Raw genomic sequence first — 25,901 nt, 5'->3', positions numbered from 1 at the left:
GCCCTTCCATCGGGCCTACCCGATCTCCTTCCGTATCCGAACCATCGCTTCCTGTGTGACCGACGCAACCATCTTTCCCGCCGCCGAAAAGAAGTGCCCGTATATCAACACACGCCCTTGAGCCGCCCATGCGCTTTCCGTCTCGTAGAGCAGCCATTGCGAAGGGTCGACCGTATCGTGAAACCACATGGCATGGTTCAGGCTCGCAACGAACAGGTGCTCATTGGGGATTTGATCGACATGCGGAATCAGCGCGGCGTTGATAAGCAGATAGTCGGACAGGTATGCAAGGACCGCTGCCCACCCTGACGTGCTGCCCGGCATACGTCCGCGCGCCCGTATCCAGAACCGCGACATAGGCGCGCCCGGGCGCAGCAACAGATGGTGTTCCACATCAATCGGCCGTATTTCGAGTTGCGGGTAGGTCGTCAAACGGCCCTTTCCATGTTCCGAGACGTGGGCGCCATAGCGCGCAGCCACCGTCGCGAGCACCGGCGCCGAGTCCGGATCAGGCGGCTGCGAGCGCCAGGACAACTGATGTTCGAATCCCGCTTCCGTCGCATTGAACGAGACGTTCGCCCACAGCACCGTCCGACCGCTTTGGCGCGCGGTGACCCGGCGAGACGACAGACTGCTGCCGTCCCGGCCTTTGCACACGCGGTAGACAAGGGAGTCCACGCCGGAAGCCGGGAATTCAAACGACGCGTGCAGGGCATGCGGTCGCTTGTCCGCCACAGTCTGAGCCGCCGCGTAGAGCGCTTGCGCCAAGAGTTGACCGCCAAAGATAAATTGATTCCGGTTTGTTTGCGCAGCAGTACTGGCGAAACGTGCGTCCCCCAACGGAAGCAGTGTTAGCAACTGGTGCAGATCCGGGTCCAACAGATTTTGATTCGATGGGGCTGCTCGATTGTTCATCGGAAACCACTCCACGGATGCCTATCGCAATGTTGATCCATACACATGCCGCTCCAGTTCATCGCGAAATTCCGGCGCGGCGATTGCGATCAGGCGCTTGCCACGCTCCTTCAGCGACAGGCCGCGCAAATCCGCCACGCCATATTCCGTAACGATAAGACCAGCGTCCGCTCGCGCAACGGTCGCCGGCCCAGAGAGCGAAGCCACGACCCGGCTCGTTTTGTGAGGCCCTGCACCGGCTGTCGCCAGCATTGCCACGATGGGCAGTCCGCCTCGCGACCGGTGTGCGCCGCGAAGAAAGTCCAACGCGCCACCCACAGCACCAACATATACGCCGCGGGCCACCTCGGAATTGATCTGACCGGTCAAGTCGACTTCCAGAGCCGAATTGATCGCCGTAAAGCGATCGATGCTGGCCAGCACATTGGCCGCGTGCGTGTAGCTCACGGACCTGAACTTCACCGCTACATTGCGATGAATCCATTGATGTAGCGTACTGCCGCCCATGGCGACGCCCGCGACGGTTGTCCCGGCGTCAATCGTTTTGCGAGCATTGGTGATGACACCCGCTTCGATAAGCCGGGCGCCCCCATCGACGAGCGCCCCTGTATGGATACCCAGTTCCCGATGACCGGCAAGTTCGCCGGCGACAGCCTCCGGTATTGCGCCGATCCCAAATTGAAGTGTCGATCCGTCTTCGATCAGCTCAGCCACCCGACGCCCCACCACGCGCTCGGCATCCGTTGGCTCTACGCGCGCTGACTCGAGCGGAGGCCGCGATGTCATGATCGCGAAGTCGATATCGTCAGCCGACAGGCTACGCTCGCCGTAAGTCCAAGGTGCCCGATCATTGATTTCGGCGATCACAACCCTCGCGGAATCGATAGCCGGCACGAGATAATCATGAGCCAGCGAAAGACTGTATCGCCCGTCGGGGCCTGGAGGCGCTACCTGGAGCAACAACACATCAATCCGCAGTTGCCCGGACGAAATCAACTTGCCAAGGTGCGAATAGTGGCACGGCAGGACATCAAGCAATCCGGCCTTGGCAAGCGTACGGTTGGCACCCGCTCCGCAATATGAGCGAAAGTTCACGCAGTCGGCAAACGACGGGTCAGCGCAATGCGACCACGTCGCTCCAATGAATACATTGAGGCGACCAATTCGATGACGCTGTGCCATCAACGCCTGCGTCAATGCAACAGGCTCGGCCGCCGCCTGGCCCCACATCACAGTCTCGTCCGGACGTATGAGCGCGCCGAAGTCCAGTTCACCAACGTCTAAAACCTTCACGTGTTTGCCATCCTCATCGATTGAACCGCCACTTCCTGCCAGTAGCGCCATATAATTGACGGTGTGTCATTTTATACCTAACTCGCCAAAAGACCCATCGGAGACTGAAAACATGAAGTCAACACTTAGACGAGCGGCAGTGGTCGCACCCCTTCGAACCGGCGTAGGCAGTTTCGGCGGTAGCTTGCGCCCTCTAAGCGCGGACCAGCTCGCCACGCACATTATCAAGGCTGTGCTCGAGCGCAGCGGCATTGAGAGCGCGTCGATCGACGAAGTTATCGTCGCCCAGTCTTACGCGTCCAGCGAGGCTCCGTGCCTCGGACGGTATGCAGCGCTTGCTGCAGGATTGCCGATTGAAGTCCCTGGGTACACGGTCGACCGCCGCTGCGGGTCGGGGCTACAAGCGGTCATAGATGCTTCAATGATGGTACAGACGCACGCAGCTGACGTCGTGCTGGTCGTAGGCGTTGAAAGTATGAGCAACATTGCATACTACTCAACGGACATGCGCTGGGGTTCTCGCTCCGGTTCGGTCACGTTCCATGACCGATTGCAACGGGGACGGGAGCGTTCCCAGCCGCATGAACGTTTCGGGACAATATCCGGGATGCCCGAAACGGCGGAGAACCTCGCCACTGAATACGGAATCACCCGAGAAGAAGCTGACGCATTCGCAGTTTCAAGCCATCAACGCGCAGCCGCAGCCTGGGCCGAAGGGCGTTTCGACGAGGAGGTCGTGTCCGTGCCCGTTCCACAGAAGAAGGGCGAGCCCCTTATCTTTGTCAAAGACGAAGGTATCAGATTCGATACAAGCAGAGAGGCACTCGGGCGCCTTCGGCCCGTTCTAAAGGGCGGCAGCGTTACTGCCGGCAATGCCAGCCAGCAGAACGACGCCTCAGCCGCTTGTCTTATCGTCGCGGAGGATCGACTGGCTTCGTTGAACCTGGAACCAATGGCGTTCCTCTCCGGCTGGGCGGCGGCCGGATGCCACCCCGCGACAATGGGCATCGGTCCGGTGCCGGCGGTTAAAAAATTGTTCGCTCTGACCGGTCTCTCGTTTGACCAGATCGATCTCGTCGAACTTAACGAAGCGTTTGCCGCCCAGGTACTATCCGTGTTGAAAGCTTGGCAGTGGAATGACCCGGAACGCCTGAACCCGAACGGCGGAGCCATCGCCCTCGGCCATCCGATCGGCGCGACTGGCGTGCGGATGCTGACCACCTTGCTGCATGAACTGGAGCGCCGCAAGGGCCGCTACGGCCTGGAAACAATGTGCATTGGCGGTGGACAGGGACTCGCAGCACTCTTTGAGCGCCCCTGAGTCGGCCGGAGTGGAACCGCGTAGCCGGATCATCCCGGCTACGCGAACACGTTACGCCGTAGGCAGGCAGCTCCTACGCACCGGTCGAATGCTCTCTTGACAACGCTCGGGCATCTCGCCTGCCTGCGGTCTTACACTGGCGCTTGGTACTGACATTGCGCAGCAGGAAATGCGACAGGGAAGGAATCAGTACCAGGGCACCGATCATGTTCCAGATAAACATGAATGTCAGCAGGATTCCCATATCTGCCTGAAATTTAATGGGCGACCAGACCCATGTAACCACGCCCGCAGCCAGCGTTACGCCGACGAGTGCTACCACCTTGCCGGTGAAGCCGACAGCCTTGCGGTATGCCTCTGCCAGATCCAGCCCCGCTCGTTGCTGGGTGAGCTGAACGCTCAACAAATACAGCGCGTAATCTACTCCGATGCCTACTCCGAGCGCTACCACCGGCAGGGTTGCCACCTTTACGCCAATTCCCAGAATTACCATCAGCGCCTGACACAGCACGGAGGTTACGACGAGTGGTATCACCGCGACAATGGTCGCGCGCCAACTACGAAACGTGATCAGGCACAGCAACACAACGGCCGCATAGACAAACATCAACATGCGCTCATTGGCCTGCAGCACCGCGATATTGGTTGCCGCCTCGATACCGGCATTACCGGCTGCAAGCAAGAATTGGCGATCGCCGTTAGTGTGCGTCCTGGCGAATGACTCGGTGATCTTTACCACCTGGTCCAAAGTGCTTGCCTTGTGATCCGTCAAATAGGCGATCACGGTTCCCGCAGTCCCGTCCGTGTTCATCAATTCGGGATCGTTCGTCTTCAGGTCGAAGGTCGCCTGGGATGATAGCGAAGCTTGCCGACTTAACGTGAACCATTTCGGGCTACCTTCATTGATACCAGAGGTGCCGTAACGCGCCATGTCAGCAGCCGAGACAGTGCCCTGCACCACCGGTAGGGCGCGCAGTTGCTGCTCGAGCCTGTCCTCTTCCGTGAGCGTGGGAAAACTGCTCATGCTGTCGGGCTTGGTCTTCACGATGACCGCGAACACATCGCTTGACAGTCCAAATTTCGTGGCGATGAAAGCATTGTCCCGGTTGTATCGGGAATCCGTACGTAACTCCGGCGCGCCTGGATCGAGGTCGCCAGTCTGAAGGTGCAAGCCGATCACAAAGCCACCAGCGGTCAGTCCCGCCGTCACGAGCAGAGCGCCCGTAGCCCAACGGCGCTCTGTGAAGCGGTCGAGCAGGCTCCATAAGCGACTCGCCACGGTGCGCTTTTCAGAGTCGCCCTCCTCCGAACGTAGACTGCGCTGCGCCGCGGCACGACTTACTCCCGTGTACGACAAGACGACCGGAAGAAGAACAAGGTTGGTGAATATCAGCAGACCCACGCCAATGCTGGCCGTCATCGCCAAATCCCTGATCACCGGAATATCTATGATGGTCAGGATGCCAAAGCCGACTGCATCCGCTAATAGTGCCGTCAGTCCAGCGAGAAACAGCCGACGGAACGTCTGCCGTGCAGCAACATACCGATGCATGCCGCGACCGACATCCTGCATGATGCCGTTCATTTTTTGCGCCCCGTGCGAAACGCCGATCGCAAAGACCAGGAAGGGAACCAGCACCGAATAGGGATCCAGCACGAATCCAAGCAGATGCACGATCCCGAGCTGCCAGATCACTGCGATTAATGAACAGCTCAGCACGAGAACCGTGCTGCGAACACAGCGCGTATAAAAGAAGATTGCTCCCGCGGCTACCGCTGCCGCAATCAAGAAGTATCTACTCATCTTGCCGATGCCATCGATCAGGTCACCGGCCAACTGCGCAAATCCGATTACGTGGACGCCGATCCGGTCCGACTCACGTGCGAAGACCTGTCTCTTCAGTCCGTCGGAAAACGCCTCGTAGTCCAGCGGCTTGCCAGTCACCGCGTTCGTTTCAATCAGCGGCACGACTATCATGCTTGAATGCTGATCGTTGGAGACCACGCTACCAACGATGCCTGCGATCATGACATTGCGCTTGAGCTGATTCAACGACGCGGGGGTGGAGTTATAGTCCTGCGGCATAACCGCACCGCCGCGATATCCGTCCTCAGTGATCTGCGTCCACCGCACGGAAGGTGTCCAGAGCGATTTCATAAAGAGACGATCCACACCAGGCATCAAGAACACGGCATCGTTAATCTCTCGCAGTGTCTTCAGGTATTCCGGGTCGTAGATGTCGCCCTTCTTGTTCTCGACTACGATGCGCACCGTGTTGCCGAGGCCACGCGCTGTAGCCCTGTTGTCCAGATAGTTACGGATAAACGGCTGTGACTGAGCCAGTGTCTTGTCAAAGCTTGCGTTGACCTTTAGCCGTATCGCCTGCGAACCCAGCAACGCCGTCAACAACAGGCAGATCACGCCAATCATCACGCGATGGTTGAAAATCAGACGTTCAAGCAGATTGCCCGAACGCGGGTTGAAGTCTTCGAGCCGCTTAACGACCGGTTGACCGTCTGACACATCAGACCGATTGGATTGATTCATTGCGAAACCTCGTGAGACACCGATGCATGGCGCATAGTGAGTTGCTCCACGCCTATACCTCGCAGGCCGGTCAGGACAAGTCGGTCGGCCCCGAGCACACTCACGGCCGTAAAAAGCATTGGATGCGAGGCTTCGTCCGCTCGGAACGTGACGCCCCGATCGTTGCTTATCGCGAGAGCGCCACCGGCAGTTACCAGAACAACCCCATCACTACCGCCAAGGAGCGTAGCGGCGGTCACGGTGTCTTTGACGGGCGTATCGATATGTTGCCACGTCTTGCCGCTATCTTCGCTACGATAGATAGTGCCGCGCAACCCAACCGCGAGCATGAAACTGTCCGTGCCAACGATATCGAAAAAGCTGCCCTTGTAGGGCGCTGGCACTGCAACAAATGAACCGGTCTTGTCGTCATACCGGTACACCCCGCCTTGTTCGCCCGCAATGACGAGATCGTTACCGATCTTTCGGATCACGTTCAGATTCAGGAACTCCTTATCGTTGATCCGATCCAGCCACGGCAGCCAGTGCCTGCCGCCGTCGCTCGTGGCGACGATCATGCCAAAGGAGCCGACCGCGATACCATGCTCGAGGTCAGTGAAATGGATGCCGAGAAACGGCAGCGATGTGTCGCCCTGAGTGTTCAGTTCTACTTGCTTGAGAAAGGGCTCCATGGACGTGTCGCCCGCAGCAATCTTCCTCTGGTAATACGCCGGCAATACGACCGCGGCCAGGCGATTGTCAAACTGCTTCGTCCACGTTGCCCCGCTGTCTTCCGTGTGCAGAATGACGGCATCATGACCCGACGCCCAACCTTGCCTGGAGGTCACGAACTGGACCGCGACCAGATCCGTTTGCACTGGAACTCGCGCCTGCTGCCATGACCGCCCGCTGTCATCAGAAAAGACAACGAGCCCGCGCAGCCCGACGGCGATGAGTCGCTTACCAGCCTGCGTAATAGCCATGAACGACTGTTGAGTAATCCCCCGGGCACCAAACTCCTGGATCGCCGGCGTGTCTAGTGGATCCTGAAACGGGTTGCCTTCTGCTCGTGCATGATCCGGTTCGGAAAGAAGTATCGCCGCCAAGGTAAGGACGGCGAAAGACGACCACTTGCTTTTCATTGAAGACTCCAGCCTGCCGCAAACCGCCTGTACCCGCGGCGCAGACGACGCATGCGTCGTCTGCGCGAATTACCAAGCGACTCGCGTGTTCCACGGGTTAGCGCATGCCTGCGCTCAAAAGGCCAGCGGGCGTCAATCTGGACATATCGGGCAGCTTCGGACCGCTTTTTTCATATCCCGTGCCGAATTCCCCTCCAAAGAAATAGGAGCCCTTCGTGAGGTCCACAAAACTGTATCGCGCATCCGTCAGATAAGGCGCAATCGGATCATAAATGACCGAGGGATAATCGACGCCAATCCGGTACAACTGCCCGGCGTGGTCGTATTCGTCAACCTCGTTCACGATCCAGGAGTCTTCATCGACATAGAAAGTCCGACGGGACATGATATGGCGTTGTCCCGACTTGAGCGTCGCCTCCACGACCCAAACACGGTGCTTCTCAAAACGCACCATACTCGAGTTCGGATACTTCCCTGTCAGGAAACTTTCTTCCGGCGTCGTCGGCATGAACGGTTTGTAGACGTTGTAGGGCACATAGATCTCCTTCTTGCCGATTAGTTTGAAGTCGAACCGATCCATGCGGCCTGAGAACATGCCGACCTCATCGTAGGTTAAAGCACCGTCGAAATTCGCGGCGGGCGTGTCGTAGGTGAACTCGGGGGCCGTCCTGACCCGGCGTTGGCCGGGTGTGTACAGCCAGTTCAATATGTCTGCCTGACTGTAGTTCAGCGAATACGAGAGGATGAGGTTGTAGCCCACCTGGGACGATGGAGCATTCCCGATCTCCAGTTGCTTGAGATAGTAGAGGTCAGGTACGCTGGTCGCGTCCGGATCGTAGTACCTATTGCCATAGGTCCCCGTAAACGTACCCAGTAGTGTCCGGCCGCCGTCTGGCTCGACCAGATAAGACTCGTTGCGCACGACCCGCCCGGCAGACATCCAGTGCAGGTAAAAATTCCACATCACTTCGTAGCCGCTTTTCGGAGCGGGGAAAGGAACACCGCCGTAAGCGCCGGTGACACCATCTCCTTCGATTGTGCCGACCAAGTGTGCCTTGGTAGCATTGGCCAGAGTATTCTTGAGCACCCATGCCGGATAAGGTGCGGTGCGATGAGTCGGATAAATCTCCATCCGGTAATCCGGATATTTCTTGAACATGGCGATCTGCCCTGCGCTCAGATTCGCTTCGTGCTCAGCCACATTCTTCGAATCGATTGTCAAAATCGGCTTTTCGTTCGCGAATGGATCTGGATAGACAGTACTGCCGGCCTTATAGCCCGGAGCCGCCTCAGTTAGTCCGCCGGTGTACGCAGGAATGGATCCATCGGCGCTGCCCGCTTTTTCTGCGCCGAACTCCGTCAAGGTTGTACCGAGGCTCTTTGCGGAGTCTGCGTCCGACGCTGCGAACGCATTGCCGCTTCCCTGCAAAGCGGTGAAAAGCGCCGCCAGAAGCCATACCTTCCGTTTCATCACTTGTCTCCATAGATTTGAACGGGTGTTGACGGCTGAGCCATCGTTCCCTTTTCGTCTTCGTGTTGTGTTTCACTGTCATTGGTGCCGCCCTGAATGGCATATGCGCCGCTTGGTGCTACGTCCACGACGATTATAATAACTGACTATACGTCATTTTTTTCGAAAAAACGATCACCTTCGCTGTTTTCATTTTGGATGGTCAGGCACCCTTGAAGCAGCCCGGCTGCTCCTCGGTTTCCCAAAAACACATGAAAAGTCTCTCGCTCGTTCGCACCCCGCACAAGGGGAAGCCTACTGGCCGCGAAAAGTTGCACCGCGCTTTTCGGCTAGTGCGCTTAGTCCTTCGATATGGTCATCTGTCAAATGACAGAGCGCCTGGGCCATCGCCGACATCTCCATGACCGCGTCGTACGATGTACTGCGTCCGTGACGCATCAAACTCTTTGCGAGGCGCAGTGCGTGCGGCGGCTGGCCGGCGATCTGCCCGGCCAGATCGAATGCCACCCGAAGCAGCTCAGCCGTCGGCACTACTCTTGAGACAAGGCCCCACTCTGCGGCAAGCGCGGCCCCGATCAATTTCCCGGTATAGAGCAGCTCGGCAGCACGGCTATAGCCGAGGACACGCTGTAGTAACCAGGCGCCCCCATCGCCAGGGATCAACCCGACCTTCAAGAAAGTGACTCCAAAGCGTGCATCTTCTGCAGCTATGCGAATGTCGGCGAGGCAGGCGAGATCGCAACCCAAGCCGACCGCGGCTCCGTTGACAGCGGCAATGAGCGGAACTTCAAGGTTGTAGATGGCGCTGCTCAGCGCGTGGAATTCTCGTCGATAGCTTTCCCGGATGTCGATACCGGCTCCCGCAAACGCGCCGCTTTTCTCGAGCATGGACTTCACATCACCGCCAGCAGAAAAAGCACGTCCTGCACCGGTCAAGATTGCACATCGGATGTCCTGATCGCGATTGATACTCTCGCAAACACTACGGATCGCATCCCCATCGCCAGTCGCCCCCAACGCATTCATGACCTCAGGCCGATTGAGGGTGAGAAGCGCGACGTGGCCGTGCTTCTCCACTAGGAGCAGACTCATGAAAACCTCGTCAAGCAGTCCAAATATTGATAGAAATCAGCTGTTGCTCCCCACGAGGAAACAACGCCAATTACCGAACATCCTCCGACGTGTAGTTCGTCGGACGTCTTCAAATTTTTCACCGAATAGTGCTATCCGTGACGAACTATCGAAAGGAACTCCCGTCGCGTCGACGGGTCGGTCCGAAACGATCCCAGCATGCGCGATGTCACCATTGCGGCATCAGACTTGTGGACACCGCGCGTAGACATACATTGATGGGCTGCTTCAAGAATCACACCCACGCCCTTCGGTTCCAGCACCTCGTTTAGCGCGTCCGCGATCTGAACAGTCATTTTTTCCTGTATTTGCAGCCGCTTCGCAAATGCATCAACCAGCCGCGCGAGCTTCGAGATACCCACGACCCGATGTTCAGGCAGATAAGCAACATGGGCGCGCCCAATAATGGGCACCATGTGATGTTCGCAATAGCTTTCGAACCGGATGTCTTTCAACACGACCATCTCGTCGTAACCATCAACCTCTGAGAACGTGCGCGCAAGGATCTCGCGCGGGTCGACCTGGTAGCCCGCGAAGAATTCCTTGTATGAACGTGCGACACGGGCCGGAGTGTCTATTAAGCCTTCGCGCGACGGGTCATCACCAGCCCAGCGAATCAGAACTCGCACCGCGTTTTCAGCATCCTGCATTGACGGACGGTCGAATGATTCGGATGATGCATCTGCGCCGATCTCACAATGATCTAACTTCATGATGTTATGCAGAACCTGATTAGACTTTTCGGATGCCTCATTAACAAATGAAGCCGCGGCAACTGCCTCGCAAACAATTCAACCACTTTGCGACGCGCAACCCTTCAAAAGGACATCTGCAGAGTCAGCGATACCCATCCTCTGTCGTTATAGAAGTAGATCCCGTTGCCGCTTGTGTAATACGAGGCAGCGCCCCCGTTGACAAGAGTGTTTCCTCCGTTGGTGTGCGCGTGATAGCCGTTGTACTGAAGCGTGGCGTTGTATTTGTTGTAGATCAACGCGTGGACTCCAGCTGTATAAATCAATCCACCCTGTCCAGGCGAAGTGTCGAGGCTCGCGGCGTTTCCATAGAGGCCATATTCCACGAATATCGGCATATCAATGTCGACGCCCGGGAACACCTGCAGCCACGTTGGGTCGAACTGCGCGGCAATCGCGACCGCATTTCTTGTAGAGCAACCGTCCCACTTATTGCCTGTTGCACATCCCGACGGATTCCCAGTGCCGTTGTAAAGCGCACCGTTACTGGTTATCGACGTCAGATGAGTCGCGGCGATTTCCGCGGTCAATGAGCCTGTCTGCCACAGTGGAGTTCGAGTAAGGCCCGCGATGACGTTCGCAATCAGGTTGATGGTATCGCCGCGAGCCCCGGCCGTACCAGCCAGATTGCTTGGTAGCGGTCCGGTAGCGCTGTTTAACGCGGTGTGCTGGCGATACGATACTTCGAAACCCGTACTATAGTTTGCGATCTGTTTTTCGAGGCTCAATCCGTAAAGGTGCACATCGGTCGCATAGGCAAGATGATAGTTCGTGGCGCCCGTCGCGGGATCGACACCGAAGAGCGGCGCCCAAGGCTGCACTTCGTCGAAACGACGATAGTACGCATCCAACGTGCCTCGCAGCCAGTCCGGTGTCCATGAGGCCTTGAAGCCGTAGTTCGGGTTGGTATTGCTAGGGGACACGGTCGGACCGCGCGGAATCGATCCGTTCAGAAATTGAGGCCCGTTAAAAAGAAACCCTGCCGTACCGAGATACGTACCCCCCTCCGGCTCCAGATTGTTGGCGCGACGAAGAAAGTACTGTGCTTCCAAGTTGATGGTCGGCGTAACCTGCGTACTGACCAAGGCCTGCAGACGCGGCAGCGCAAGCTCCTTCGCCGTGGACCCGGGTTGGCTGGAACCCTTGATGCCGTCCGAGGCATTCTGGGAATAATCGATACCCTGAGAACCGAAAAACAGCGCGTTGCCCCAATACTGGGTCAGTTGCCCCAATTTGATTGTCGTGCTATGCCCTCCTATGTCGAAGCGGCCATACACAAACGCGTCCAATAGTTGGACGCCTTGTTGGTAGTACCTGGTCGTGTAGTTCGAATACTGACTGTTCTGATATGAGAACAGCGACGAATAAGGCACCCCGGGCGCAAAGTTTCCTGGATTTGTGTTGACGCCGTTCCCATAGGCGAAGTCCTTAAAGATCGACGCACTGATCCGAAACCCATATTTGTCCCGGAATACTGCATCGAACTCCGATAAGTCGCTGACCCGATCCGTTACGACGTCACCCGCGTGCGCGAACTTATAGTCTGACTCTGCAAACGCCGGATTATTCCCAATGCCCGGATTGATGCCTTGCGCACGAACGCCAAGGTTGTACGTAATCGTGTTGTCCCAGTTGACAGCCCAGTCCGGACTGACCGGCAATTCGAAAGCCCGTGCGGTACCGATTCCTCCGACGATCGCCAGACAGGCGACCGCAGTCGAACGCGCTCGTCGAGACGAAATGCAAGCGCTTGCCTGGTTGCTTTTCATTCGAGTCTCCTACCTTCTTGATTTAAGTTATCGGGCACTTACTTCAAAACGCAAACCAAAAGCCAACATGCGGCGAATACTTGCAAACCCTGTCGGCCTCACACCCGCTCGCCCCAAGGGGACGCCAATCACAAACAGACGATTTTCTTTTGGAGCCCTCGTTTCTGACACGTCTGCGTCCCTGCATTGAGGTCATCCGTCTCCTCCAGTTCCCGCTGTTTTCATAGAGAGCCATCCGATGTGGCTCGATTGACGGCATGACACGTCGCCGCCTCCAAGGGAGTCATCTGTTCGACCGAAAGGTCCTTGCGCTCTACATAATCCAAGACCAGGTAGGTTGTCGAGGTCCGACCAAACGAGGTCCTGCCGTTTGCAGTGCACGTTACCCGCTGCCGTGGGACTAACGTCTGCGCGGCCAGGGACCATCGACTATCGAACTTTGCCTCCTTGCCTCAGAGTGTTTTTGCGCCATGGACGAGGAAAAAAATTGAGACTTTACGTCCAACGGTTTTGAGCGATTTGAGGTATCGACGCCCTTAATTTATGACACACCGTCAGTTTATTTTGGGCTTACTTCGAGTGTCAATAGGCGCTTGCACATATGTCTTCGGCCTCTGATACCGCAAAAAAATTCTCATTTCCCTCGAAAACGCTTGTGCTGCCTACCGTCGAATGGTTTAGTCATCGGATCGACCCGCTTTTAAAAAGCGCCTAGGGGTTACCCCAACAAGTGAAAAAGCACGAAGGAAGTCTGTTGATAACTGACTTAAGATCATTTATATTTTGACCTGGAGCGGATCAAAGATGCAGTGTCTGCTGCGACGCCTCGCGAATCGCGACACAGCGCGTCTGGAACCGGCACGACGAGCAATATCGATGGCTGGACATTTTTTCCGAGCTCTACGCACGACGAAGCAGTCGACGGAAACCACAGAACAAACGCGGATGGCGTCACTCCGAACGCAATGGAACTGCGCGCAATCGCTACGATTCGGGCCCCGCGCGACGTCCCACAGAAACAGATATTCCTATCCTTTAGAGAGCAAGCATGAGAATTCTTGTACCGGTCAAGAGAGTGGTCGATTACAACGTGAAGGTATCGGTGAGGTCGGATGGCACGGGCGTCGATATTACGAATGTGAAGATGTCGATGAATCCGTTCGACGAGATAGCAGTGGAAGAGGCGGTACGCCTGAAAGAAGCGGGCGTAGCCAGCGAGGTGATCGTGGTGTCGGCAGGAGTGGCGCAGGCACAGGAGACGCTGCGCACTGCTCTGGCGATCGGCGCCGACCGCGCGATCCTGATTGAATCAAGCGAGGAATTGCAGCCACTAGCAGTCGCCAAGCTCTTGAAGGCGTTGGTTGACAGAGAGCAACCTCAGCTCATCATTCTCGGCAAGCAAGCCATCGACGACGATTTCAACCAGACCGGGCAGATGTTGGCGGCCCTGGCGAACCTTCCGCAAGCGACGTTCGCATCAAAGGCCACCATTGCGGACAGTAGGGCCATTGTTTCACGGGAGGTGGATGGCGGGTCGGAGACGCTGTCACTGAGCCTGCCGGCGGTGGTCACGACAGACCTGCGCCTGAATGAACCACGATACGTAACGCTGCCCAACATCATGAAGGCGAAGAAGAAGCCATTTGAAACACTCAAACCCGAAGACCTCGGCGTAGATGTGACGCCGCGCCTGAAAACGCTGAAGGTAGCGGAACCAGTTAAGCGCGGCGCTGGCGTGAAGGTGCCGGACGTGAAGACGCTGATCGAGAAGCTGAAGACTGAAGCCAAGGTGCTCTGAGAGAGGAAAGAAAATGACGATTCTGGTAATTGCGGAGCACGACAATACGTCGCTAAAGGCTGCGACACTTAACGCGGTGTCGGCAGCGCGGCAAATTGGTAGCGAGGTCCATGTATTGGTCGCCGGTCACGACGCGCGCTCGGCGGCAGATGCGGCGGCGAAGATACCTGGCGTTGCGAAGGTGCTGCTGGCGGACGCTTTGCAGCTCGCGGCCGGTCTGGCGGAAAACGTTGAAGCTACCGTGCTTACTATCGCGAAGAACTACTCACACATTTTGGCACCGGCCACGGCCTATGGCAAAAACATCGCCCCTCGAGTCGCGGCAAAACTGGACGTCGCGCAGCTCAGCGATATTACGGCGGTGAATAGTTCCGATACGTTCGAACGCCCTATCTACGCCGGCAACGCCATCGCGACGGTGCAGTCGTTGGATTCGATCAAGGTTATCACGGTGCGCTCGACCGGCTTCGACCCGGCCGCGGCCGAAGGCGGCAGCGCAGCTGTCGAAACGATCGAAGCGCCAGCAGATCGAGGTACCTGCCAGTTCGTGAGCCGGAAGATGACGAAGCTGGACCGTCCGGAGCTGACCGCTGCAAAGATCATCGTGTCGGGCGGACGGGGACTGGGAAGCGGCGAGAATTACATGTTGGTGCTTGAGCCGCTAGCGGACCGGCTCGGTGCAGCACTGGGCGCATCACGGGCGGCGGTGGATGCGGGCTTCGTACCGAATGATTATCAGGTCGGCCAGACTGGGAAGATCGTCGCCCCGCAACTGTATGTAGCCGTAGGCATCTCGGGCGCGATCCAGCATCTGGCGGGGATGAAGGATTCCAAGGTAATTGTCGCCATCAATAAGGACCCGGACGCACCCATTTTCAGCGTAGCTGATTACGGGCTCGTGGGCGACCTATTCGACATAATCCCGGAATTGATCGAAGACCTTGGATAGCAACACTACGCGCACGCGCAAGGAAGCAGCGGCGAATGCGAACGCCGAGGATGCTGCACTGTGGCGGTGGTTTTCGGACCTCTATGATCAGGGCTTCATTCGTTGGCGCAAGACGGACAGCGGGTGGCTCGTCAGCGTCAATCATCGGCACGTGGCGACGACTGTGACGTTCGACGAAGGTATCCGCGAAGCCAAAGCTCGCACGCAGGCAATCGAACCCGGCGCAAACAAAAACCGTCGCAAAACGCCGTGAGAAAGGCTCTTCGTGCCGTCCTGCGGCTGAAGCAATTCACATAAAGCACAGCATCGCGTACAGACAGACATAACCATGCCCTCACCTGCCCCGACCAACGGACCGACCGCGCCGGTACTCGTGAGCGCTGGCGGAATTGCTGAAGGGGTTTCGAGCTCCCTGTGCACAACGCCGACAAAAGGGACTTCTCCGTTTCCTTGTGTGAAAATCCTATCGGCTCAGTGTCCACTGCAACGGTAACTGCTTGATTGCGTTGATACGAACACGGGCCCGATGGGCACGCATTAAAGAAAACTTAAACTACTCAGACCGGCGACGTGCGCCGGTTGGTGATCCACCTGGATCTCTAACTGGAACGACTATGGCGAAGCCGACATATTAGTCAGAGCAGCCGGTGCTTTTTCTGACGCCTGGAGCGAACGGCTGCGGTTCAGGCCAGAAACCTAGGGTGACCCAGAAGGGAATTGCCGCCACTGTAGTTAAAAATCTGCCCGGTCTCGAAAAATTCATCGCGCACCAACATATACGTCATGGCCGCGATGTCTTCAGGGCGCGTGATGCGGCCAAGCGGTGTCAGATCCACGAAGCTCTTCTCGAAGGCGTCTGGATCCATTCCAAAGGCGCGCACCCCTTTACGCGAAAGTTCCGTGGGCACGAGGGATGGGATGATGCCATTAATTCGCAAGCGTTTTTGGCGATATTCCAGCGCTGCTCCTTGGATCACCCGATCGCCAGCACGCTTTGATGCGGCGTAACCAACAATCCCAGAAAGCGGGTCGTAGGCAGAAAGAGAAGATATGTTCACGATTGCGCCACCGTCAACGATGGTCTCCGCGACATGCTTGATGAACATTGCTGGTCCGATAAAGTGCATCTTTGCCATATGCATCAGATGCTCTTCTGTAAGTTCCTTAAATGGCACGCGGGGTGCAAATCCAGCCGCATTCACCGCGATGTCGAGCCGGCCGTAGGTTGTCTTTGTATAAGCAACGAGATCGGTGATTTTCTGCTGGTCTGTGATGTCAGCCTCGAGAGCGGAACCACCCAGCTCTTCGGCGAGGGCGCGCAGGTGTTCGGCGCCCAATCCGGACACGACCACCCGCGCGCCTTCAGCCGTCAAACGACGGGCCATGGCCTCACCCATGCCCCCCGGCGTCGATGCACCGAGGACGATAGCCACCTTGTTCTCAAGATCTTTCACGTGAGTTCCTGTTGTGCAATGTACGAATTCAAACTTTGCCCGGCGTGCGCTTGTGTATCGGGAGAGGTCCATCGGGCCATTGCCGGCGAATCGATTCGACACCTTCGAGATAGCGTTTTTCGATCAGCTCAATGGAATACGGATGCGTCCATATGAAAAACTCCTCCGTCTTGATTCCTTGCGCCACAAGGTTCCCAACGAACTCGGGGCTCATACCATACGCTTCAAGGGCCGCGTGGTTCTGCTCGCTGCCTTTGAACGCGTTGCCGAGTTCCTCCGGGCGGTTACGCCCGGCATCCCAGAGCTCTGTGTTGATGATTCCAGGGCACAACACACTGAAACCGATGCTTTCCCCGTATTCAAGGCGAAACGCGTCGGCGAAACCGAGTACTGCATGCTTGGTGGCGACGTAGGTCGCGACGCCCGCGGTCGGTGTGCCCACAGCATGATGCGAGGCGGTGTTGCAAATCCATGCTTTGGTGCCATTAGAAAGAAAACGCCTGCCGAACACTCGGCAACCGTTGAACACGCCATACACGTTCACCTCGAACTGCCACCGCAAATCCTCGTCGGTTGTGTCGAATCCCGGTCCAGTTGCAATGACGCCAGCGTTGTTGCAGAGGATTTCTACGTGTCCCAATGTGTCCCACGCAAAGTCCGCTAGCCTCTCGACCGATTGGGATTGGCGCACGTCACATCGGAAGGGGCGGGCCACGCCCCCCTTCGCCTCGATTTCCACGCACACTGCCTCGGCTCGTTCGAGCTGCACGTCGGCGATTATGATCCCGCTGGCGCCGGCGTCAGCCAGGGCCAACGCGATGCCTCGGCCGATGCCACTGCCTGCGCCTGTGACGACGCAGCCCTTCTGCTTGATTTCCATATTTTCTCCATCTCAGACTAGTGCCGCATGACGAACGGCTGATTGGTGTCTGGCTTGCCACAGATCCACACGGTCTTGGTTTGCAACCATTCGTGGATTGCCTCAACTCCTCCTTCTCTGCCGAACCCGCTGCGCTTATAGCCTCCGAAAGGTGTGGCGCAGCCGCCGACCCGATAGGTATTGACCCAGACAGTGCCTGCTTGCAGAAGCTCAGATGCACGCATTGCCCGCCCCATGTCCGATGTCCAGACGCCAGCGGCAAGGCCGTAAGGCGTATCGTTCGCGATCTGGTAGGCATCTTCCTCCGTTTCGAACGGAATGATCGAAAGCACGGGCCCGAACACTTCCTCGCGCGCGATGCGCATGCCGTTATGCACGTTGGTGAAAATCGTCGGCTCGATGAAGCGGCCTCCCTCCGCGCCGGGCCCGCTGTACGGCCCCCCACCCAACACGCAATTTGCGCCTTCCTGTTTAGCGATGTCGATGTAGCGAAGTACTTTCTCGTATTGCTGCTGTGTCGCGATCGGACCGACATGAGTGTCCGGATGCATCGGATCGCCAATACGCGCGGCCCCGGCCGTCTGCGTCAAACGATCGACGAACTGATCGTGAATCGAACGCTGGAGCAAAAGCCGGGAGCCGGCGATGCAGGTCTGGCCGCTGGCAGCGAAAATTCCAGCGATGGCACCGACCACGGCGGCGTCAAGATCCGCGTCTTCGAACACGATATTCGGGGACTTGCCGCCGAGCTCCAGTGCCACGTGCTTAAAATCGCGCGCCGCTGCCTCATTGATGACACGGCCGCCAGCCTCCGATCCGGTCATGGCGATTTTCGCTATGTCCGGATGCGCGACCAGTGCTGCTCCAGCCTCGTGCCCATAGCCGGTAACGACGTTGACTACGCCGGCTGGGAACCCGGCCTGTGCGAAAAGCTCCGCGAACTGAAGCGTCGAGGCTGAGGTGAACTCGGATGGCTTGATGACAGCGACGTTACCGGCGGCCAATGCGGTGGCCAGCTTGTGCGTCAACAGAAGGAGCGGTGAATTCCACGGTGTGATTAGCGCGACAACGCCTAACGGCTCATAGCGAGTAAAGGCGAACATGTTGGCCCTGCCAGTTGGAATGACAGATCCCTCGATCTTGTCGCTCAGGCCCGCGTAGTAGCGATACCAGTCGGACATAAGCCGCATCTGCGGGAGCATTTCCGTGTATAGCTTGCCATTGTCGCGAACTTCCGCAGCCGCGAGCGACTCCGCGTGGACTTCAATCAGGTCGGCCAACCTGAACAGCGCGCGGCCACGTTCGGCGGGTTTCAGTGCATTCCAGACCGGAAGAGCGGCTTTGGCCGCAGCGACAGCCCGGTCGACATCGGCGCTGGTACCGCGCGCAATTTCGCCCCAAACCTTTCCGGTATAGGGATTGTCCGTGAGAATATATTCTCCACCTACAGGCGGACTGATACTGCCGCCGATATGTAGGTCATGGCGTTTCAGCTTGCCTGACGGTTCTGCGCTTGTAGACGCTGGACTGATGTTCATCGTTTCCTCAATTGACTGCTTTGACAGTTGCAATGGGCGACCTTGTCGGACATCGTTCACTCAATGGTGCGGTATGCACGCCGCACGAGTCGCGCGGCAACATGCTCGATATCCAGTGACTATTGCATTGCGGCATACCAGCAAATCGGGAGTGTGGAAAGTACCAACGCTTCACTGGCAATCGCGTGCACCTTTGCGCGTTGTGGGATACGAGAATCCGGAATCCGCTTCAGCCATTCCTCGTAGGTAATACGCAATTGTTGACGAGCGATGTTGGAGCCGATACAACGATGCGGATCGGCGCCAAACTCAACATGAGCGCTCGGTGCTCGGTCGATGTTCACGTCCAAAGGATGATCAAAGACGCGTTCATCCAGATTGCTCAACGGCATCGACAGAATCACGTTGTCGCCCTTGCGAAATAACACGCCGTTTAGTTCCACGTCGCCCGTGAAAAAGCGATTCGTGGCACCCTGGCTTGACGGTCGGTTCTATCGATCATCGTATGCGTTGCCTCCATTGGCCATTCGAAAATCAAAGTACCGTCACGCTATGTTTAGGGGCGGTTGGCGCGTACCGCGTTGTGTCGATCGATCCGATAAATTCACGCTACGAAAAACCCAAATCATTCGTGCACTGATTCACACGAACGAATCGTCGTGGTCTCGGCCGCATCGTCGCTACCCCCCGCATCGCCGGGCCATCTAATCAAGTCAGCTTTGCCAGGAGGCGTCTCTGCAAGTTTGATCTCATGCCGCGTCCTTTCGGTTTTTGGTGTTCACCGAAGACCGGTTGACGGAGGGCCCTCCGCAATACATTCGGTAACACGTCCGTGGACGCCTGCAGTAGGAGTCGTACGCAAGAAGGCCGTCTACTCTCCCCCAAATGCGTCACGCTCAGATAAACGATGCGTTCGCCTGCCGAGTTGTCAGAGAATGGTTTGGAGGATGTTTACTGACGTCGGAAACATCATAAGCACCCGAACACTATTCCCTTCGGCGCGCTGAACTTAAGTGTATGCGTAAGGAGCCTTTTGATAGTTCGCGTAGCTTTCAGCATCGTGCGAGAAAAAGAGGTCTGCGTCATGTAGTTCCGCTAGGTCCTTCAAACGCTGCATGGACGCTCTTGTTTGGTCCTCGTCGCGATTTCCAGCCTGGATGCACATCATGTCAAGATTCTTCTGTGAATAACACGCGTCGGCGGTAAATAGCATCGGTCGGCGATGTGCCAGTTTCACCATGAGGCTGTAGTGTCCCGCAGTATGCCCCAGCGTTTCGAACAGGTAGACACCCTTCGCAATTTCTTGATCTCCCGTCAGCGTCTCAAATCGCGGAGTGAAAATATCGAGTTCACCACTCCCCAGTGCGTCATCAGCGGGCTGATCTCGAAGATGTGGCGCAAAGCTCGTGTCGGAGTACCCGAGTTTTTCGGACTCCTGTGGAAAACGAAACGCTTCGAGTTCGCATTTGTGGCAAATCGTTGTCGCGTGCGAACAATGCTTGTTCCCGCCGCAATGGTCTATGTGGTAGTGGGAATTGATCACGTGAGTAATCTCCGAAGGACGCACCCTCAACAAGTCGAGCTGACCGGGGATCGTCTGAACGGGCGTTTGCGAAGGCTTCGTAAATGGCACAGTTTCGCAGGTGTGGCCGAAATCAAACCCGGTATCGAAAATGAACCGCCCCTCAGGATGGTCAATGAGCACGCCGTACACTGGAAAACGTTCGTCGCCTGTGAGCCCGGCATTTAGGTACAAGTATGACCGATCCAAGGCCATGCTACCGCCATCAAGCAGATAAACCTTCGTCTTTTTCATAGCCATTTCCCGCCTTAATTTCGTTGTTACCGCGTTGCTTTTCGCATTTTCAAACTATAATAACTGACGATAAGTCCGTTTTTATTTGGTACATACCCTATGCCCACGACGAAAAGTACGATAGCTGGCAGCCTCGCGCATACATGCTTTTCGTCAACTCCCGGGCAGTGGCATATACCTCACCCAGTCCTCGCTCCTGGACGCTCGTTTTTAGGTAGCCGGCAAATGCATGGCCGACGGTATAACCGCGCGGTTTGCTCCTTTCGACGCCGGGAACAAGGCGCCTCACAGCCGGCTGGCCAGCCACGTTCTCAGCGGAAGGGGAGAGGCAACCGTGGTTAGCCCGTCCTTGAACGAACGACCAAGAGCGACGACTTCTGATCGAAGGGTAAGAGCCAATCACTTGGGAGCACGAGCCTCAAATCGAGCCAACGCTTGTATTGCGATCGATCCCACCTCGAGGCAGAGCCAACTGCCTCGTAGCCACTTTGCAACCTCCGCGACGCTGACGTGATGCGTGTCTCGACTCGATCGCAATGCCATTAGGAAACCAGATGGAAAAGCCAATACTTGCGATTACATATGAGCGCCTGGACCAGTGGGTTCACTCTTTACAGTCCGCTCTAGCCGGTGAAGGATTCCAATGCGCCTTGGGCGTCTTGCGTGGAGGAGGTACCCTCGCCCTGATGGTTTCGCATACCGTGGGAATCCCGGTAGCTTTTCTGCGCTATGAAAGGGCGACGAGAACGGTCATTTGGGATTCGTCGCTCCCCGTACCACCTGCCGGTGCTAAGGTATTAGTTTGTGAGGATCTTGCCGGTGCGGGCGATACACTGGTCGATTGCGTCGAGTTCCTTCGCGCGCGTGGGTTGATCGTTAAGACTCTAACCGCTGGGTTTGACGATTTGAGTCGTATCCACCCAGACTATGGAATCGATGGTCGCGGATACTTCCTACTTTTCCCCTGGGAAAGACACGCTTATACCGACGGATATCGAGAAAGATGGACGCGCACCGACGCCGGACGCAGCGGTGACATAGGAGAAGATCACGAGTTCCAGGCCATCGGTATTGATCTCGACGGCATCCTTCTGCCTGATCTGCCACCTGAACGATACAAGGCTAACCTCGAGTGTGCCTTGCACGAGCGCGACGAACTCCTACCTTTCATCACAATGCCACCATTCGACATTTCTCAAATCAAAGGCGTTGTTACCGGCCGACCAGAGACCGATCGAATTCGCACCGAAGCATGGCTGAAGACTCACGGTTTTGGCTCTCTTCCGCTTGTGATGCGAAATCCTGATATCTGCGACGATTCGCCATCCTGCGTAGCGGCATATAAGGCGCAAGCAGCCCTTCGGCTCGGGTGTACTCATTTTGTTGAAAGCGATCCCATTCAGGCTATCGAGATCGCGCAAAACGCGCCTCTCCTGCGTGTTATTTGGTGGAACACACCAGCAGGGAAAGGAAGACTTGTCACGAGCGACGACTGGCGTGGAACTCGAAAGTCCTGCAATGACGATCCAGCGGCGGCGCACAGACGACCAAAGTATTAAGGGTTGTGGTGCAAATAGCGCAGGCAAACGAGAAGAGCACGTTCCTTGGCGCTCTTAACGATCTGAAAGAACCGTCATCCAAATCGAGGGCGCAGAAGTATCTTTGAAATGTGCTGCCGTGAGATCGAACTGACCTTTGCGAATGCGATGCATCAGCTCGATACCTGAGATTGTGACAGCCGCATTTCGGAAGCGTTTGAACCCGAGCATCACGTTCACCCTCGATTTGATGTGGCGATGATCTTGCTCGATCACGTTGTTCAGGTACTTCGACGAGCGCACTCTCGTGTGTCTGGGCAGCAACCCGTCGGTCTTCATCTCGCGCACCGCGCGGTGTGACGCCGCATAACCGTCCAGCGTAATTGTTCCTGGCGTATGCCCCTGAGTTCTGATCGCCTTCGCGAAGAACGCCTTTGCTGCAGCCACATCTCGCCTGGTGCTGAGCCGGAAATCAACCGTTTTTCCTGCCCGGTCAACTGCGCGGTAAAGATAGGCCCATTTGCCACGGATCTTCACGTAGGTCTCATCGACGCGCCACGACTGTCCGGCTGCCATGGCCAGGCGATTCCAACGTTTGACGAACTCTGGCGTGAAATGCTTCACCCAGCGCATGATCGTAGTGTGCGCCAGCGACAGACCGCGCTCGGCCATCATTTCAGTGAGGTCTCGAAAGCTGAGCTTGTAACGCAAGTACCAACGCACGCAAAGGACGATAATTTCGCGGTCGAAGTGGCGCCCGTTGAACGATCTGTCGATGCCTTTCAACTTACCCATTGGCCCGTGCTCATCAAAAGCTTGAGCGTAACAGACCGAAGCATCCGAATTGCACCACAACCCTCCAGATTGGCAGCATAATCTTCTCCGGTCTGACCATCGACTCCTACCGCGCCATCCTTGCGCGTGCAATCGTACGCGTACTTCACCCACTCATAATCAATATGGTGAGCCAAGGTGGTCAATGCCATCGCCGGATTATTCCTTGCCAGCTCGGCTATTCGTTCCTGTTTCGTTGACACGCTTTCAGGCTTCAATATTCCTCCGTGTTTCACATGAACGATTCCATACAACGACGCCCCCCTTTCCTCGACCGGGTCCGCCAGAACAGCGTTCCCCGGCGTCATCAGTACTACGAGGGCGCTAAGACTTCCTGTGCCGAATATCGGGTCGCTTATTGATTCGCTTCCCGGTTCCAATTCTTCGTCATCCTGTTCGCTCCCCTCTGGCGATGACATCCCAGGAGGCCCGGTCCCGCTTCTTAGCCCGGCACCATCAGCTCCACAGAATTGGTCGCACACAGGACCTCCCAAGTTCCTGGGGAATCCTTCCTGCGCCTTTGCCCTGCTCTCAGACCCCGGCCGGTCTGGCTGGCCTCGCCTTGATGGCCAGCTCAGTGCTGCCCCCACTTATTGGAATATGAGGACACCAGCGCTTAAATGATCTCGAAGCTCAATCACACGGCCTTAGTGCACCCTGTCTACGCTTCAAGTAATGGGTTACCCCATTCGCATGCAAGACTCGGTTCCGGCTGCTGGCTAGGCGTTACCGGGAGGGATTCGAACCCCCTGAACTCCAACTAACGGTTTCCGTCTGCTTCGACTTTTCCCGCTACCAAGCTTACCTTGGCGCTACCACCTTCATTACAAAGGCTTCGACGCTACTACAAGCAGCTCCGCCCCTCACTCCGGCATCGGTATTCTTCCTCATGGTGTCTGCCATTTCCGAGTAGACGAGGAGGTTATGGGTGAACCCGAGAAAGTTGAAAGTCGTTGCAAATGGCTCGCCGCCTTCTGCCGAGCGATGCGCGGGTCGGTGACGGAAGTCCACCATGCGGGTTTTATCCGGGTGCAGTTGCAGCCCGCACTTACCCAGCCGTTTCCCGAGCGCCGTCAGCACGCGATCTGCGTCGTCCTGGTATGCGAACAGCATGACAAAATCGTCGCAATAACGAACCAGCGTGCTTGGTCCGCGCAGGCGCGGTTGCACCTGCTCCGCAAACCAAACGTCCAGCACGTGGTGAAGGTAGACATTACTGAGGATCGGCGAGAGCACACCACCCTGGGGTGTACCGATCTCGGGGTAGAGCAGCTGTCCCTCGTCCAGCACGCTAGCTTTCAACCACTTGTCAATCATCCTTCTGACTACACCATCCTTGACTCGCTTGGCGAGGATGGACCGCAGTTCGGCAAACGGAATGCTGTCGAAGTATTTCCGAACATCAACATCCAGCACCCATCGCCCTCCCTGTTTCATGATCCCGTTATGCACAGCTTGCACCGCCTGATATGCATTGCGCCTTGGCCGGAACCCATATGAGCAGTCCATAAAGTCCTGCTCGTAGATCGGCTCCAGCAGCATCGAGACGGCCCTTTGCGCTACCTTGTTCTCAAAGCACGGTATGCCGAGGCCACGCTGCCCGCCATCGCTCTTGGCGATATAGTGCCTTCGCACTGGCGGCGCCTGGTAGCGGCCGGATTTGATGCGGTCGATCAGGCTCAGGAGATTCTGCTCCAGGTTAGCTGCATACTCTTCCGCCGTCTGACCATCCACACCGACTGCGCCATCCTTGCGCGTTTGCACCCAGGCGTAGTACAGCCATGCATAGTCGAGATACTGATTCAGGGAGGTGAATGCCATCGCCGGGTTCATCCGCGCCAGTTCGGCAATTCGCTCCTGTTTCGTTGACACGCTTTCAGGTTTCAAGGCACCTCCGTGTTTCTCACGAGCGATTCTGTTACAACGACGCCTCGCTTTCCTCGACCGGGTCCACCCGAGCAGTGTTCCCCGGCGTCATCAGTACTATCAAGGCGCTAAGACTTCCTGCGCCGAATACGAAGTCGCTTATGGATTCGCTTCTTCGCTCCAGTCCTTGTCTCCTGGTTCGCTCCCGTGCGGCGGAGACTTCCGCCCGGACCTGGCCCGTTTATCGCCTGTTGCCTTCGGCGTCTTGAACTGGTCGTACGCAGGATCTCCCAGGTTCCTGGGGAATCCATCCCATGCCTTTGCCCCGCTCTCAGATCCCGGCCGGCCCGACTGACCTCACCGTAACGGTCAGCACAGTACTGCCCCCGCTATAACAAAGGCGAAGACACCAGCGACAAAGGTATTTCGAGACTCAATCACGCGGCTTCAGCACCCGCTGTCTACGCTTCACGAAGTACGTTACCGTCCCCCATGCAAGACTTGCTTCCGGCTGGTGGTTAGCCTTTGCCGGGAGGGAGTCGAACCCTCTGGACTCCAACGAAAGGTTTCCGCTTTCACTTCCTCCTTTCCCACGCTTTCCCTGGCGCGATGTCATTTCCCTTCACATCCGCAACAAGGTTCTCACGTTCCATACCAAAGCCTGTGTTGAGCTCATGCCGCCTCTACGCCGGCTGCCGTCAGGTCCGTAAACAGGTCTCGTCCTGACTGATCCTGGAGCGACGGAATGACCCCAGTTTTGACAGCGCTTTAACGAATTAACGACGCATCATCGAACGGTTTGCTTGCGCTCATCTTCTCAACACGTACCTGCCATCCTCATGAATGACTTTTCCACGGTCGCTCACCACCACGCCTTTTGAACGCAGCAGCACCGGGCGGTTTGAAG

The 25,901-nt window shown here is 56.8% G+C and carries 20 protein-coding genes and 1 pseudogene; 5 read left to right on the top strand and 16 right to left on the bottom strand.

The window, feature by feature from the left end; all coding sequences use genetic code 11:
* Positions 1-15: 15 nt before the first annotated feature.
* Together AWB69_RS15210 and AWB69_RS15205 are read right to left on the bottom strand one after the other, a co-directional pair.
* The gene (locus AWB69_RS15210) at positions 16-915 is read right to left on the bottom strand and encodes an acyl-CoA thioesterase (protein ID WP_062086049.1); all 900 of its coding nucleotides are present in this window, start codon (positions 913-915) and stop codon (positions 16-18) included.
* A 21-nt stretch (positions 916-936) separates the two neighbouring features.
* On the bottom strand, positions 937-2,208 hold the full coding sequence (locus tag AWB69_RS15205; RefSeq protein ID WP_062086142.1) for an acetyl-CoA hydrolase/transferase family protein: 1,272 nt from the start codon (positions 2,206-2,208) through the stop codon (positions 937-939).
* 112 nt (positions 2,209-2,320) lie between these two features.
* On the opposite strand from AWB69_RS15205, the gene AWB69_RS15200 reads away from it, so the two are divergent.
* Complete coding sequence (locus AWB69_RS15200) at positions 2,321-3,529, top strand: acetyl-CoA C-acetyltransferase (protein WP_062086044.1); 1,209 nt, start codon at positions 2,321-2,323, stop codon at positions 3,527-3,529.
* Between the two features lie 73 nt (positions 3,530-3,602).
* Here AWB69_RS15200 and AWB69_RS15195 read toward each other — a convergent pair whose 3' ends face one another.
* From AWB69_RS15195 to AWB69_RS15170, 6 genes are all read right to left on the bottom strand, one after another.
* Entirely contained in the window at positions 3,603-6,077 is a 2,475-nt protein-coding gene (locus AWB69_RS15195; protein WP_062086042.1) for an efflux RND transporter permease subunit, read from the bottom strand.
* The gene (locus AWB69_RS15190) at positions 6,074-7,198 is read right to left on the bottom strand and encodes a WD40/YVTN/BNR-like repeat-containing protein (protein WP_062086039.1); all 1,125 of its coding nucleotides are present in this window, start codon (positions 7,196-7,198) and stop codon (positions 6,074-6,076) included. Before AWB69_RS15190 ends, AWB69_RS15195 begins: the two co-directional genes overlap by 4 nt.
* A gap of 97 nt (positions 7,199-7,295) precedes the next feature.
* A complete protein-coding gene (locus tag AWB69_RS15185) occupies positions 7,296-8,669 on the bottom strand; it encodes a DUF1329 domain-containing protein (RefSeq protein ID WP_062086037.1) in 1,374 nt (457 codons plus the stop codon).
* A gap of 294 nt (positions 8,670-8,963) precedes the next feature.
* On the bottom strand, positions 8,964-9,746 hold the full coding sequence (locus AWB69_RS15180; protein WP_331712674.1) for a crotonase/enoyl-CoA hydratase family protein: 783 nt from the start codon (positions 9,744-9,746) through the stop codon (positions 8,964-8,966).
* A gap of 146 nt (positions 9,747-9,892) precedes the next feature.
* Positions 9,893-10,513, bottom strand: a complete 621-nt coding sequence (gene folE, locus AWB69_RS15175; protein ID WP_062086034.1) for a GTP cyclohydrolase I FolE — start codon at positions 10,511-10,513, stop codon at positions 9,893-9,895.
* 104 nt (positions 10,514-10,617) lie between these two features.
* Entirely contained in the window at positions 10,618-12,321 is a 1,704-nt protein-coding gene (locus AWB69_RS15170) for a DUF1302 domain-containing protein (protein WP_062086031.1), read from the bottom strand.
* Between the two features lie 1,048 nt (positions 12,322-13,369).
* Between AWB69_RS15170 and AWB69_RS15165 the strand changes: the two genes are divergently transcribed.
* The 3 genes from AWB69_RS15165 to AWB69_RS15155 are packed head-to-tail and all read left to right on the top strand — an operon-like array spanning position 13,370 to position 15,321.
* Positions 13,370-14,119: an electron transfer flavoprotein subunit beta/FixA family protein gene (locus AWB69_RS15165; protein ID WP_062086029.1), complete on the top strand. Its 750-nt coding sequence runs from the start codon at positions 13,370-13,372 to the stop codon at positions 14,117-14,119.
* Between the two features lie 13 nt (positions 14,120-14,132).
* A complete protein-coding gene (locus tag AWB69_RS15160; protein ID WP_062086027.1) occupies positions 14,133-15,068 on the top strand; it encodes an electron transfer flavoprotein subunit alpha/FixB family protein in 936 nt (311 codons plus the stop codon).
* Positions 15,061-15,321, top strand: coding sequence for a hypothetical protein (locus tag AWB69_RS15155; RefSeq protein WP_062086025.1), 261 nt, complete (start codon positions 15,061-15,063; stop codon positions 15,319-15,321). The genes AWB69_RS15160 and AWB69_RS15155 overlap by 8 nt, the downstream gene beginning before the upstream one ends.
* A 430-nt stretch (positions 15,322-15,751) precedes the next feature.
* On the opposite strand, the gene AWB69_RS15150 is transcribed toward AWB69_RS15155, so the two are convergent.
* From AWB69_RS15150 to pldA, 5 genes and pseudogenes are all read right to left on the bottom strand, one after another.
* Positions 15,752-16,522, bottom strand: coding sequence for an SDR family NAD(P)-dependent oxidoreductase (locus tag AWB69_RS15150; protein ID WP_062086018.1), 771 nt, complete (start codon positions 16,520-16,522; stop codon positions 15,752-15,754).
* Between the two features lie 28 nt (positions 16,523-16,550).
* Positions 16,551-17,402 carry an SDR family NAD(P)-dependent oxidoreductase gene (locus tag AWB69_RS15145; protein ID WP_062086016.1) on the bottom strand — a complete coding sequence of 284 codons (852 nt, stop codon included), beginning with the start codon at positions 17,400-17,402 and terminating at the stop codon, positions 16,551-16,553.
* A gap of 17 nt (positions 17,403-17,419) precedes the next feature.
* Positions 17,420-18,940 carry an aldehyde dehydrogenase gene (locus AWB69_RS15140; protein ID WP_156528859.1) on the bottom strand — a complete coding sequence of 507 codons (1,521 nt, stop codon included), beginning with the start codon at positions 18,938-18,940 and terminating at the stop codon, positions 17,420-17,422.
* Between the two features lie 119 nt (positions 18,941-19,059).
* Positions 19,060-19,398 (bottom strand): annotated as a pseudogene (locus AWB69_RS15135) (cytochrome P450); the annotation flags it as partial.
* Positions 19,399-19,949: 551 nt separating this feature from the next.
* A complete protein-coding gene (gene pldA / locus AWB69_RS15130) occupies positions 19,950-20,756 on the bottom strand; it encodes a 4-pyridoxolactonase (protein ID WP_063977817.1) in 807 nt (268 codons plus the stop codon).
* A gap of 554 nt (positions 20,757-21,310) precedes the next feature.
* On the opposite strand from pldA, the gene AWB69_RS15125 reads away from it, so the two are divergent.
* A complete protein-coding gene (locus AWB69_RS15125; protein ID WP_062086010.1) occupies positions 21,311-22,315 on the top strand; it encodes a phosphoribosyltransferase in 1,005 nt (334 codons plus the stop codon).
* 54 nt (positions 22,316-22,369) lie between these two features.
* On the opposite strand, the gene AWB69_RS15120 is transcribed toward AWB69_RS15125, so the two are convergent.
* The 3 genes from AWB69_RS15120 to ltrA all read right to left on the bottom strand — a co-directional run bounded on the left by AWB69_RS15120 (position 22,370) and on the right by ltrA (position 25,015).
* Positions 22,370-23,089: an IS6 family transposase gene (locus AWB69_RS15120; protein ID WP_062086008.1), complete on the bottom strand. Its 720-nt coding sequence runs from the start codon at positions 23,087-23,089 to the stop codon at positions 22,370-22,372.
* A complete protein-coding gene (locus AWB69_RS48670; protein WP_197500240.1) occupies positions 23,077-23,547 on the bottom strand; it encodes a hypothetical protein in 471 nt (156 codons plus the stop codon). Before AWB69_RS48670 ends, AWB69_RS15120 begins: the two co-directional genes overlap by 13 nt.
* Before the next feature lie 382 nt (positions 23,548-23,929).
* On the bottom strand, positions 23,930-25,015 hold the full coding sequence (gene ltrA / locus AWB69_RS15110; RefSeq protein ID WP_197500239.1) for a group II intron reverse transcriptase/maturase: 1,086 nt from the start codon (positions 25,013-25,015) through the stop codon (positions 23,930-23,932).
* Positions 25,016-25,901: the final 886 nt, after the last annotated feature.

Origin of the sequence: Caballeronia udeis (assembly GCF_001544555.2) — a bacterium.
Lineage (GTDB): Bacteria > Pseudomonadota > Gammaproteobacteria > Burkholderiales > Burkholderiaceae > Caballeronia > Caballeronia udeis.
Note: the sequence above shows the minus strand (reverse complement) of the source record. Positions and strands in the feature narration are given on the sequence as shown.

Coding starts and splice junctions, on each gene's coding strand:
- AWB69_RS15210 (WP_062086049.1), bottom strand. CDS start 915: ATGAACAATCGAGCAGCCCCATCGAATCAAAATCTGTTGGACCCGGAT.
- AWB69_RS15200 (WP_062086044.1), top strand. CDS start 2,321: ATGAAGTCAACACTTAGACGAGCGGCAGTGGTCGCACCCCTTCGAACC.
- AWB69_RS15195 (WP_062086042.1), bottom strand. CDS start 6,077: ATGAATCAATCCAATCGGTCTGATGTGTCAGACGGTCAACCGGTCGTT.
- AWB69_RS15190 (WP_062086039.1), bottom strand. CDS start 7,198: ATGAAAAGCAAGTGGTCGTCTTTCGCCGTCCTTACCTTGGCGGCGATA.
- AWB69_RS15185 (WP_062086037.1), bottom strand. CDS start 8,669: ATGAAACGGAAGGTATGGCTTCTGGCGGCGCTTTTCACCGCTTTGCAG.
- folE (WP_062086034.1), bottom strand. CDS start 10,513: ATGAAGTTAGATCATTGTGAGATCGGCGCAGATGCATCATCCGAATCA.
- AWB69_RS15170 (WP_062086031.1), bottom strand. CDS start 12,321: ATGAAAAGCAACCAGGCAAGCGCTTGCATTTCGTCTCGACGAGCGCGT.
- AWB69_RS15165 (WP_062086029.1), top strand. CDS start 13,370: ATGAGAATTCTTGTACCGGTCAAGAGAGTGGTCGATTACAACGTGAAG.
- AWB69_RS15160 (WP_062086027.1), top strand. CDS start 14,133: ATGACGATTCTGGTAATTGCGGAGCACGACAATACGTCGCTAAAGGCT.
- AWB69_RS15145 (WP_062086016.1), bottom strand. CDS start 17,402: ATGGAAATCAAGCAGAAGGGCTGCGTCGTCACAGGCGCAGGCAGTGGC.
- AWB69_RS15140 (WP_156528859.1), bottom strand. CDS start 18,940: ATGAACATCAGTCCAGCGTCTACAAGCGCAGAACCGTCAGGCAAGCTG.
- pldA (WP_063977817.1), bottom strand. CDS start 20,756: ATGAAAAAGACGAAGGTTTATCTGCTTGATGGCGGTAGCATGGCCTTG.
- AWB69_RS15125 (WP_062086010.1), top strand. CDS start 21,311: ATGGAAAAGCCAATACTTGCGATTACATATGAGCGCCTGGACCAGTGG.
- AWB69_RS15120 (WP_062086008.1), bottom strand. CDS start 23,089: ATGGGTAAGTTGAAAGGCATCGACAGATCGTTCAACGGGCGCCACTTC.
- AWB69_RS48670 (WP_197500240.1), bottom strand. CDS start 23,547: ATGTCATCGCCAGAGGGGAGCGAACAGGATGACGAAGAATTGGAACCG.